The 11,026-nt window shown below is 67.0% G+C and carries 11 protein-coding genes and 3 pseudogenes; 8 read left to right on the forward strand and 6 right to left on the reverse strand.

The annotated features are described in order from the left end of the window. Both ACWD35_RS43320 and ACWD35_RS43325 read left to right on the forward strand, forming a co-directional pair. On the forward strand, nt 1-847 hold an 847-nt coding region (locus ACWD35_RS43320; protein ID WP_451356836.1), incomplete at its 5' end, for an ISAzo13 family transposase. 509 nt (nt 848-1,356) lie between these two features. Next, nucleotides 1,357-1,590 (forward strand): helicase associated domain-containing protein, encoded by a 234-nt coding sequence (locus ACWD35_RS43325; protein WP_451356844.1) that lies wholly within the window; start codon nt 1,357-1,359, stop codon nt 1,588-1,590. Here ACWD35_RS43325 and ACWD35_RS43330 read toward each other — a convergent pair. Then, a pseudogene (locus tag ACWD35_RS43330) lies at nt 1,558-2,283 on the reverse strand (YidC/Oxa1 family membrane protein insertase); the annotation flags it as partial. The gene ACWD35_RS43325 and the pseudogene ACWD35_RS43330 sit on opposite strands and share 33 nt — an antisense overlap. Before the next feature lie 296 nt (nt 2,284-2,579). Then, nucleotides 2,580-2,891 carry a DUF6412 domain-containing protein gene (locus ACWD35_RS43335; protein ID WP_451356837.1) on the reverse strand — a complete coding sequence of 104 codons (312 nt, stop codon included), beginning with the start codon at nt 2,889-2,891 and terminating at the stop codon, nt 2,580-2,582. 332 nt (nt 2,892-3,223) lie between these two features. Between ACWD35_RS43335 and ACWD35_RS43340 the strand changes: the two genes are divergently transcribed. Then, complete coding sequence (locus tag ACWD35_RS43340) at nt 3,224-4,657, forward strand: NucA/NucB deoxyribonuclease domain-containing protein (protein ID WP_451356838.1); 1,434 nt, start codon at nt 3,224-3,226, stop codon at nt 4,655-4,657. A gap of 43 nt (nt 4,658-4,700) precedes the next feature. On the opposite strand, the gene ACWD35_RS43345 is transcribed toward ACWD35_RS43340, so the two are convergent. Beyond that, nucleotides 4,701-5,171, reverse strand: a complete 471-nt coding sequence (locus tag ACWD35_RS43345; protein WP_451356839.1) for a hypothetical protein — start codon at nt 5,169-5,171, stop codon at nt 4,701-4,703. Nucleotides 5,172-5,656: 485 nt separating this feature from the next. After that, entirely contained in the window at nt 5,657-6,274 is a 618-nt protein-coding gene (locus ACWD35_RS43350; protein ID WP_451356840.1) for an NUDIX domain-containing protein, read from the reverse strand. 199 nt (nt 6,275-6,473) lie between these two features. On the opposite strand from ACWD35_RS43350, the gene ACWD35_RS43355 reads away from it, so the two are divergent. Beyond that, a complete protein-coding gene (locus ACWD35_RS43355) occupies nt 6,474-8,090 on the forward strand; it encodes an ISL3 family transposase (RefSeq protein ID WP_451356841.1) in 1,617 nt (538 codons plus the stop codon). 41 nt (nt 8,091-8,131) lie between these two features. Next, nucleotides 8,132-8,359 (forward strand): annotated as a pseudogene (locus ACWD35_RS43360) (ribosomal protein L7/L12); the annotation flags it as partial. Nucleotides 8,360-8,586: 227 nt separating this feature from the next. On the opposite strand, the gene ACWD35_RS43365 reads toward ACWD35_RS43360, so the two are convergent. Beyond that, nucleotides 8,587-9,102, reverse strand: a complete 516-nt coding sequence (locus ACWD35_RS43365; RefSeq protein WP_451356842.1) for a hypothetical protein — start codon at nt 9,100-9,102, stop codon at nt 8,587-8,589. Nucleotides 9,103-9,429: 327 nt separating this feature from the next. On the opposite strand from ACWD35_RS43365, the gene ACWD35_RS43370 reads away from it, so the two are divergent. Further along, nucleotides 9,430-10,023 carry a hypothetical protein gene (locus ACWD35_RS43370; RefSeq protein ID WP_451356843.1) on the forward strand — a complete coding sequence of 198 codons (594 nt, stop codon included), beginning with the start codon at nt 9,430-9,432 and terminating at the stop codon, nt 10,021-10,023. Nucleotides 10,024-10,175: 152 nt separating this feature from the next. Here ACWD35_RS43370 and ACWD35_RS43375 read toward each other — a convergent pair whose 3' ends face one another. Continuing rightward, nucleotides 10,176-10,376, reverse strand: coding sequence for a DUF6207 family protein (locus ACWD35_RS43375; RefSeq protein ID WP_451356845.1), 201 nt, complete (start codon nt 10,374-10,376; stop codon nt 10,176-10,178). Here ACWD35_RS43375 and ACWD35_RS43380 point away from each other — a divergent pair. Continuing rightward, complete coding sequence (locus ACWD35_RS43380; RefSeq protein WP_451356846.1) at nt 10,296-10,571, forward strand: hypothetical protein; 276 nt, start codon at nt 10,296-10,298, stop codon at nt 10,569-10,571. The two genes, ACWD35_RS43375 and ACWD35_RS43380, sit on opposite strands and share 81 nt — an antisense overlap. Before the next feature lie 213 nt (nt 10,572-10,784). Beyond that, a pseudogene (locus tag ACWD35_RS43385) lies at nt 10,785-10,937 on the forward strand (IS5/IS1182 family transposase); the annotation flags it as partial. Between the last annotated feature and the right edge of the window lie 89 nt (nt 10,938-11,026).

The raw sequence follows: 11,026 nt of genomic DNA on the forward strand, positions 1-11,026 counted from the left end.
GTGGTCCGGCCAGGGACAGGCCGCCTACCCGCAGGCGACACGGCTGCTGATCACCGCCGACGCGGGCGGCTCCAACGGCTACCGGACCCGGGCCTGGAAACTCGAGCTCGCCCGGTTCGCCGCCGAAACAGGGCTGACGATCACTGTTTGTCACCTCCCTCCGGGCACATCGAAGTGGAACAAGATCGAGCACCGGCTCTTCTCACACATCACCATGAACTGGCGCGGACGCCCGCTGACCAGCCACGAAGTCATCGTCCAGTCCATCGCCGCGACCACGACCCGCACGGGCCTGCGCGTCATGGCCGAGCTGGACACCAACACCTACCCGACCGGAGTCGCCATCGATGACGCGGAGATGGCAGCCCTGCCACTGACCCGCCACATCTTCCACGGCGACTGGAACTATGCCCTGCACCCCCAGCCCTGCCCGGCCGTCCCGGCGGCCGGGCCGTCGCAGCCGCCCGCGCCAAAGTGGGACCAGACCCTGCTCTCCGACCCCGCCCTGACCGGCATGACTCGGCAGCAACTCAACGACCTCACCAAGACTTTGTCGTCTGACGGCGACGCCAAGCGCGGCCGTCCACCCCGGCTCGACTTCCCCGAACAGGTCCTGGCCACCGTGCTCCACCTGCGAGTCGCCCTCGCAGCGGAGCCCCTCGCCGTGCTGTTCAACAGCAGCCGAACCGCCATGCACCGCACGCTGTTGAAGATCAGGAGACTGCTCAAGGCGCACGACATCGTCATCCCGCCAGCGGCCACCCCGCCCGCTGCCCTCACCGCCCTCCAAGCACGAGTTCGCGCTCAGAGCAGCGACCCCAACAGCAAGATCAAGACGACGTGTTAATGATCTGCAAGTCCTTAGCGAACCGGGATAGTGGACTCGCCAGGGGTCTGCGGACTGATCGAGGAGCCGTGAACGCTGCCGGCTCAACACGTGAGAGACCACCAGCCAGCACCGGGTGACCGAGGCGGACATGGCAGGCCAGCGGGTCGGACGCAAGGCGTCCTCATGGAGTCTTGCCGCGTGCTGTTGTCCCGTCGTAGCGAACCTGTCAGATGGTGAGCCCTCAATCTGCCGGGGTAACAGGTCATTTGAGACCACTGTGAGCCGGTGTTCTCAAACGGCCTGGCTTTCGCGGAAGCCTCGATCGCGATAGAGGCAGAACCGCCGGGAGAGAGGGTCCTGGGTTCCGAGGGTGGTGTAGATCCGGGCGAATCGTCGGCTCAGTTCAGTGGTCGTGGCCAGGTAGAGCTGTTGTGCCCGTGACCTCTGGACTGGCAACGCCACTACCGCATCCTCGTCCAGCTCACCGCCGACGAACCCGGGGGCCAGCTCCCCGACATCGCCCCGGCGTGATTCACGACGGCGATGATCTGGGTACGTGGATTCAGCGGCAACGCCGCGACCGGACCCAGTTGACCCGGGAGCAGCAGGAACGACTGACCAAACTCGGCCTCACCCTCGCCCAGCAGCCCGCCGCGACAGCCAGGGAAGGCGCCGGGGAGGCCCGCGGGCGGCTCACGGAGTGTCTTTGCAGAGGTGCTCGGGGGTGTCTCTCGATAGAGCACGTACCGCTCGGCTGCTGACCAGATGGTGCTAGTCACCACGTAAAGGGATGTGGCGAGCGGGACGACCGCGATGGTGATCAGCGTGAGGAAGGACATCACTGGCAGCACCCGCACGAGACCGGCGACGGCCTCCGCGCCCGGCGCCGTCGGGTCTATGGCCGTGTCAGAGGCCGCATGCTGCTGCCGCGTGCGGCGGTAGGTGATCGTGGCGACCACCGCGGTGATCGCGAAGAGCACCATGTGGACGAGTCCTGTGGCCCCGAGCACGGCGCCGTGCGCGAGCGCGTCGGTCCACCGCTCACCGAGCGGGGCGCCGAGGAGAAAGTGGCTGAGCAGTTCGTTCGGGCCGCCACCGATGCGGCTGCTGGAGAACACCCGATACATCAGGTAGAAGGCCGGCAGTTGGAGCAGCATCGGCAGGCATCCGGTCACCGGAGACACCTTTTCCGCCGCGTACAACTCGGCGAGCGCCTTGCGCAGCGCCTCAGGGTTCTTCGAGTGCTTTTTGCGCAACTGCGCGACTTGCGGCGCGAGCTGAGACCGTGCCTTCTGACCCCGCGCCCCGGCACGGGCGAGCGGATGCAGAGCGAGCCGTACGCAGAGGGTGAACAGGACGATCGCCGCGGCCACTGCGGACGTGTGGAACAGCGGCTGGAGCAGGCCGGCGATGCTGTCGACCAGGTGAGCGAAGGCAGCGAAGATCGGGGTCATGGGTGTGCTCTCCGAGGGTCACGTCGTATCGACTGGGATGCGGCGTGACGGCCGACGCAGGGGGCGCGGAGGCAGGGGAAGAAACAGGCGAGCCGTAACCATTTGCGGATGGAGATCCAGGATGGGCTTCGGACGAGCCGGTCGGCCATTCCATGACACAACGGGCCCGGCAGGTTGCCGCGGTATGGGACGCGACGGCCTCATGGATGCGGCGGCACAGAAGAAGACGGCGTTCCGGCTGTCTGTTTCTTGACGATTCTGCCCGCGAATGGTGTCACGGGCGGACGTGTTGGCCCCTACGCGGCCGTCGGAAGGCGGCGGCCGGGAGCCCGGGGCCGTGTGCGGCCTCGATCATCCGGGTCACGTTGGGGCAGAAACGCGGTGCGTTCCCTGCGGTCTCGGAGCGCTGTCCGCACCCACTGGCGGGGCACGACGGGCACAGACCGGGCAGCCATGACCGTGCAGAAGACGAGTACTGAGGCCGCCGTCGCCGTCGCCGCGACAGCGGCGGCCGAGGAAAGCGGAAAACCGGGTTCAGCGAGAAAGATCTGCGCGAGCACGAGCAACAACAGCACGGCTGACGACCGCAGCTGTGCAACACCTCTCATCACACGGTCCTCCCCTCCGTGCGGGCCCACATACGCGGGCGGACGTCAAGCTCCGCTCCACTCCATCCCGTTATACACGAACGGCGGACGCAGGCGCCCCACTTCGGTGCTCCGAGGTCAGTTCGGGTCGAGAGCGGAGCCCGTCTCTCGCCGCCTCTTCCTTCCACGCCGACAATGCCTTCCATCAGCCCATTTAGACCCTCAATGGACGCCATTCAGACACTTATCCGGGGAATCCAAGCCAAGATATATGCGCAGGTGCGAATTTGCGATAGATGTGGGCGGTCTCGCGTCGGCTCCGATACCGACGTACGCATCAAAGGGGGGTTTCCATGCAGAAGATGCTCGAGTCCCGTACCTGGCGCAGACGCGTCTGGGCCGCGTTAGCCACCGCGGCCATGCTTTGTGTCGGCCTGCCGGCCGCCTCGGCGGCCGACTCTGCGGGCAGCGACTTGGAGGTGTTCGCCTACACGCTTCCCGCCGGGGTGCCGATTCCGTCGCTCGGTGAACTGCAGTCCCGCGGCGGCGACTGGAAGGCCGCGCTGCCCGCCCGTGAGACCGCGGCGGGCAAGCTCCCGCTCGAGGCCATCGCTCCCACCGGATCACACCTGCCCAAGGCGACCAAGCCGTCGTCGCTCTCCGACGAGATGGCCGGCAAGGTCGCGTCCACGGCCACCTATCCGGAGCCGCCCCGGACGATGACGAAGGCCGAATGCAAGAAAGGACTGCAAGGCGGCCAGTACTTCGCGGTCAAGTCCCGGTACGCGATGTGCACCGCAACCCAGTTCGTGCAGACCTGGATGCAGAACGGCCGCCCTGTGGGGCAGAGCTCGTTCACGCTGTGGGTGATCGACACGATCCCGAAGAAGTACGACCGCACGATCCGGATGCAGTACCTCTTCACCAACTTCGACAAGGTCCGCAGCACTCACACGAGCGGCTTGAAAGTTGATACGGACGGCGACGTGAAGACGTGGCCCGCGTCCGTGGGCATGAAGTACGGCGGACAGGTCCCGCCCACGCAGACCTACGACTCTCTGAAGACCAAGCCCGAGTACTTCCACACCATGCTCGTCGAGCCCGGGCACGGCACCGGCAAGGACGACCTGGTGCAGATGGTGTACGAGCCGTACGTGAAGCTCACCTTCCCTGCGCCCTACACCTCGCCGGACACCGGCCGCGTCAACGTGGGATTCCTCGCCGGCCGCTGGGACTCCGCCTCGTACCTCTTCAACAAGACCGGCGACGGAAACCCGAAGAAGAAGGGCGGCGCGGCCCTGCCGGTGGTGCCCACTCTGCCCTACAGCTCCAGGGCCGGCGCTCCTGAGCGTGCAGTGGCCCAGCACCTGAAGGACGCGCACACCAACCCCGGTGCGACCAAGCCGGTCAACACGCGTAAGGCGGTACCGGGCTTCGACCTGCAGCACCCGCTCCACCGGCTCCAGCAGGACGCCAGGCGCGTCAGGGCCAACCGCCGTGCCGCGATTGCGACATGCGTCAAATACTGGGGCCGCGACTACGCCACAAGCGTTCCGGGAGTCACGCGCGAATGCGATGAGTATCCGTTCGCCAGCACCTACGAGGGCTCCGCTCAGAGCAAGTACGAGCCCACGAAGCCGAAGGACAATTTCTCCGCCAGGCCTATCCCTGAGGCTGACAACGGCGCCGGCGGAACCATCCTGAAGATATTCATGGACCGGAATCGGATCCTGGACGGGTACAGCAGCGGGGACGACATCGACGCCTACATCGTCTCCATCTCCTGACCAGCCCCCCGCGGGCAGAGCCCAGCACTCTGCCCGCGGGCTCTCAGGAGCCGGCCGGCCAGAACTGCACCAGATACCGCTCCACGCCTTCCGGTACATCCACCGCGGCCAGCCGAGCCACCTCAGTCCGGCCCGAGCAGTAGGCCCGGACCTTCCACAGCGTGTCCGGCCGTCCGAGTTCCACCCTGTCGTCGCCAACACCCGACATCGTCTCGACCGACAAGATGCCCGTGGTCGAAAAGATCTCCGCCGCCCCCTGCGCCTCCCAGGATCCGCCGGCGTCCATGGGCGGCTCACCACTCCACACCTCAACCGTAAGGGCGGCATCGTGGGTGTGACCGGCACTGCCGAAGTCAAGACGCTTGTCATAGGCAGTCAGGAACACCACCCCGGAACGCTCTTCGCGATCCTCAGGGAAAGGCGCAAGGACCGCCGCATCATTTTCCTCCTGCAGCGCAAACGCATGAAATTCCACGAAAACTTGAATTTCCTCGCGCGTGACTAACTTCGCCACAGAAAACTCCCAGCATCTCTCCCGCCACCGTTGCGTGGACTCTACCCCCTGCCAGCACCCACGAGGTCGGGTTCCAGGCACACGAAGGCGAACCGCCCCGGGCACGGTAGAGATCTCAAGGTTGTAGCTATGACCAGGGATTTCGTGTTCGTCAGGTGCACCAGGTGCCGTAAGAGAAATAGCACCACTGACACCGACCGATACGGGAACCTGTCACCACCCGACACGGCCCCACGACACCACACCCAGGCATCCTCGAGGAGATATCGGCCGTCGTCCGTGGTGAGCAGGACGACGTCGATGTCGGAGACCGGTCGCGCGGCGTTGCCGGCGCAAGATCCCACCAAGAGCAGCCCGACGATGTCTTCACGGCTCCTCGCCCAGCCTGTGATCCGGTCATGCTCATGGGGCGGCGAGGGTGAACGGTGATGGTGTCGCTCCCCGGCGTGGCGGGGTCGTGTGGCGCCGTGGACAGTCGCAGGAGGCTACACGCGATCTGTCCTGGTCCGGGCGTGCTGCAGCTTGCGGGTGAAGCGGTGCATGTGGGGGTCCAGGAGCTCGGCCGGCTCATCGAGTACCTGTTCGTCGGTCAGCCACCGGATTGCGTTGAACTCGCCTTGGTCGTAGGAGGTGATCGTGTGGGCGTCGGCGTTGAGGAGGTACCAGAGCGAGACGTCGGTGTGCGCGCCTTGCCCTCGGGTTCGGGTGACGGTGAGGAAGAGGGGACGCTCGCCGGTGATGGGTGATGCCACGGCCTCGATGCCCAGTTCCTCGTGGCATTCGCGGACCACCGCGGCCCACGGTTCCTCACCCGGCTCGACGTGTCCTCCGGCCGGCAGCCACAGGCCCGCCTTGCGGTGTGCGACGAGCAGCAGCTGCCCGCGCCTGTTGTCGAGGACGACGAAGTAGCTCACCAAGTGCATCGCCGGAACGTCCGGCTTGCGCACCCGGTAGACCGGGGCTTTGCTGGCGAGCCACTGCGTAGCGGTCTCCAGATGGGTGCGTTCCAGTTCGTCCCACGGTTCGATGGCACCGACCAGCTGGAGAAGGCGGCCACGCGGCTGATCGTCAGGGGCGGTGCAGAGGTGGTCAGTTGTGGTCATCCGTGGATGCTGGCAGGCGCCACTGACAACCGTGCTCTACGGACACCATCCACCGCGGGCACCTGGGAATTACGCGACCAGACCCGGGGAACTGTGGGCTCTGTCGAGGATCTTGTGACGTCACCTGCCTGACCTGGGTATCTACCCAGTGTGCGGTTCAGGGGGTTTGGGGCGGTTGCTGCCGCATTTAGCTGGTGTGGTGATCGAGTCGATCGAGCGTGCGGCTGGAACGGTCACGTTCTGCGCTCACTCCGCGGTACCGACGGCGAGGTGCCCAGGATGCGGGGTGGTGTCGTCGCGTGTGCACGGCCGGTACACGCGCCGGCTCGCTGACGCGCCCGTCGGCGGAGCCGTTGCGGTGATCGAACTGGTGGTGCGCCGGTTCAAATGCCTCAATCCGCAATGTCCAGCGGTGACGTTCGCCGAGCAGATCGAAGGGCTGACCAGCCCGTATGCCCGGTACACACCGCTGCTGTGCACGTTGCTCACCTCGATCGCCGCGTGTCTGACGGGCCGGCCGGGAGCTCGGCTCGCGGCCGCTCTGAGCATGCGCGTCGCCAAAGACAAGCTCCTTGAACTCCTCCGCAGATTACCGGAGTTACCGCAGGTCAGCATGCGTGTCCTGGGAGTTGACGACTTCGCGCTGCGCAAGGGCGACTCGTACGCCACCATCCTGGTGGACCTGGAAGGACGGCGCCCGGTCGATGTGCTGCCGGGCCGGGACGCCGAGCCGCTGGCCGCCTGGCTGCGCGCTCATCCCGAGATCGAGGTGATCTGCCGTGACCGGGCTGGCGCCTACGCTGAAGGCGCCAGCAGCGGGGCTCCGCAGGCCCGACAGGTGGCGGACGCCTGGCACCTGCTGCGCAACCTCGCCGAAGCGGTGGAGAAGACGGTCGGTGCCCATCATCCCTGCATCCGCAAGGCGTTCACGACGCCCCAGGCCGTCACGGACCCCGCCACGGTCCCTGGCGGGACGGCGGAGCCGCCCGTGGAGGAGACGCCGTTCGTCCCGCCGGACGGCACCCGGGACGTCCTCGGACGCCCGAGGCGGTTGGTGGCTCGCACCACCGAGCGGTACACGGCGGTGCAGCAGCTGCTGTCGGAGGGCAGGTCCCTGGCCGCGATCGGCCGTCAGCTGCGGCTGGACCACTCGACCGTACGGCGCTTCGCCCGCGCCCAGAGTCTCGACGAACTGCTCGTCAGAGCCACCAACCGGGCATCGATCCTGGACGAACACATGCCCTACCTGCACCAACGCTGGCGTGAGGGCTGCCACGACATCCCGCAGTTGCACCGCGAGCTGCGCGCACGCGGCTTCACCGGAGACATCCAGTGCGTCCGCCGCTACTTCCGCCCCTTCAAAAAGCCGCACAGCCCCAAGCCGAAGAACCCGCCCGCACCTGCTCCCGAGCTGCGGCCCGCCCCCAAACCCCGGCGCGTCGTCCGCTGGATCATGACCAGCCCCGGACACCTCGCCGAGACCGACGCGGCCGAGCTCAAAGAGATCCGGGCCGCCTGCCCCCACCTCGACGCCACCGCACGCCACGTCCGCGACTTCGCCGACATGATGCGCGATCTGCGAGGTGAGGAACTGCCCTCATGGATGGACCGCGTCCTCGCAGACGACCTGCCCGCCCTCCACTCCCTGGTCAACGGCATGAAGCGGGACCTGGACGCGGTCACCGCCGGCCTGTCCACGCACTGGAGCTCCGGCCAGGTCGAAGGCCATGTGACCAGAGCAAAGCTCCTCAAGCGCATGGGCTACGGGCGGGCCAACCTTGACCTACTCCGCAGACGCATCCTCCTCAGGACGTGATCGCTGAGCCTCGCCATATGCTGGAGGCCATCTGCGGGCTGATGGAGGGATCGGACTCGGTGAGCGAATCGTTCTTGCTGGTCTGCGATGACCTGCCTCACACAGTAGTCCTGACTGACTCCGGCCCCCGGGCCATCGAGATCGTGAAACTACTTCACAGGCAAACCGGGTTGAGCTTGTGGCACTGCAAGTTCCTCATCAGCGAACTGCCGACGAGCATCCTCGAAGACGTGCCGGAAGAAGTCGCCACCGTCATGGTGGCCGAACTCCGTGCATACGGAGTAAGGCTTCGGCGCGCCGATCGTCACAAGACCAGAGCCGAACTGTGTGACCATCGGCGTCAGCTGAACGCGATGCGTCGGGCATGCTGCCGCACTCGCCGACCCTGTGACTGGCCATCGCCTTCTTGGCCGGCCGGGGGCGTCGGGAAGTCTCCCGGCACCGCTGCCGGGACACCCCGCCCGTGTGGCCTGGGGTGTCCCGGCGGTGGGGTGGGTCAGCCGATTCCGGTGACCTGCGGGGCCGTGGTCCAGTTGTTCCTGATAGCGCTGCGGGCGGCGGAAAGGGTGATGGTGCCAGCGCAGACGGCGTTCTTCAGCTTCGTCTCCACTCCGTCCTTGGAGTGCGCGGTCTGGGAGCCGGAGTAGGGCTCGGGCCACAGGTTGCCGGGATCGCGCGGCGCGCCGCCGAGTTCGAGGGGGACGAGGTGGTCTTCCTCGTAGTCGGCCATGTTGGTGTCGGTGTAGCCGTAGTCGATGATGCCCTGGGCTTTGAGGGGGTTGGTGTAGGTGGTCGGGGGGCGGACGGTGGCGGTCCAGCCAGAGACGCAGATGGTGCTGTGGATGGTCGACTGGGTGACGTCCGGGTTGTAGGCGCCCGGGGTGCAGGAGGAGTCGGGCAGCGGCAGGTACGCGTGGGAACAGGTCGAAGCCTGGGCGGTGCCGGCCGTAGCGGCGATCAGGCCCGCGGCTCCGAGGGTCAGGGCGCTGAGGGTGGCGGTGACGCGACGCATGTGAGGTTCTCCCGCAGGGTCGGCCCGGACAGTGGGGTGCCGGGCGGCTGACGGCATGACACCACCACCCGCGTCTATGCGGGTAGATCCGTTGAGTGAACAAGAGACGACCTGCGCGATATTTACCTCTGTCCGGTCAGGACTTTCCGAACTTCCGTGTTTCGCCGCAGAGTTGGATGCCTACCCGACGGCGCGGCGGCCGGGCCACGGAGCGTGATGGACGCGGCGGGACCGGTGCGTGTGACACCGAAGGGTGACCGGGGGTGTTGTGGCCCGATGAGTAAAGGTACTCATGACGCCCACCGAGCTGCGGGGAAGGATCGGGGGATGACGACGCTGAGGAAGACGCGAACCCTGCTCGGGATGCTGCCGTTGGCGGGGATGGTCCTGCTGGCGGCGGGGTGCGGGACGCAGCGGGCAGGGGATACGGCCGACGCGTACCGGCGTTCGCATCCAACGCCGACCGGCATATCGACGCCGAGTACACCCGCGGACTTCCCCTGCCCCGGCGAGAGCCCCAAGCCGACGGCGCCCACGGCCGCCGCTATCCCCAGCTCAACCGTGCCGCCGACCGACCACTACGCCGAAAACCACGGCTTCCGAGTTCCTATCCCGCTCCACGGCCAGAACCGCTGCGCCGGCCTCACCGCCGTCACACGCGTCAAGAACGCACTCGAACCGCTGCGCCGGCGCGGCGACTTCTCCCCGAACAGCGTCCGCACCGCGCTCACCAGCCTCGGCTACTTGGCCGGGAAAGTGCAGGCGTACCAGGACGGGACCGCCGGAGTCGGCTTCCTCATCGACATCGGCGTCCCTCCCTGGTGTGTGGAAGGCACGATGAGCAGTGACTCCACCAAGGCAGACGCCTTCGGCGGCTACCCCGACGGCACCGGCTGCGAACCCCCCAGCGGCGGCCACTGACCACAGCCTCCGCCAGAGGTAAACCATCAACGTTCGCTGTCCCGAGAGGGCAGGACAGCCCGACGTCGTGATGGAGGGGGCCGTGGACGTCGCCCGTGACAGCGCCCGACGGTGGCGGCACCCCGCCCGGCCGCACCGCATCCGTACGGACGTCAGCGTCCATGATGTGCCGCAGTTCGGCGAAGAGGACCGTGGTACCTCGTCATGAGCCCTTCCGGGCCATGGCCGCCTCTGCGGTTGGGCGAAACCATGTCAGTGAGTTCCTGCCGCAGATCCAGGCAGCAGCGCAGTCGCACACCGGGCTCGCCCGGCGCCCCGGCCGTGCGTTCCGCGGTCGCGGTCGTGATCGCGATCGCCCAGTGCTCAGCGAGCGCCGCCTGGCAGGCTTGATCGAGGCCGATGTGAACCAGTCACGTGCCGCCTTCATGGCTGGCGCCGCGGCGTTCCTGGCCGGGTACGCGGACGCGTTCGAGGCGGAGGTCGGTGAGGACCGGTACCCCGGGCTTCCGGAGGGGCTGGCGGAGAGCGCGCCAAGGGACGCCGCGTGAATCTCCGAATCGACCTTGCCTGGATCTTGGCAGTGGCACAGCAGATCCCAGGAGATCCCCAGGTCGTCGACTACGGCGTGCCGATCGCAGCGGAAGCACGTCATCGGGCGGAGGTCCTGGACCACGAGGTCTATCCCGATCCCCATCACAAGGCCGCGGCGCTGCTGTGCGAGCTGGCGAGGAACCCCAGCCTGGAGGTGAGGAACCTGCTGAATCTTCGCCCAGCTCAATTACGACCTCACCGCCCTGGCCCGCGTGAAGGAAGGACGCAAGCCCGAACCGACGGCCTCCGTCATCGACACCCAGAGCATCAAGACCTCCACCAACGTGCCCGTGACCAGCCAGGGAACGGACGCCGCGAAGAAGACATCCGATGCGGAAGAACTGTCAAGCAGCAAGGGACAGGTGGGGTTCTCGCGTGGTCGGGAAGGCCACCTCCTCGTCGAACGGGACGC

The sequence above is a fragment of the Streptomyces sp. NPDC002671 genome, from assembly GCF_053592475.1.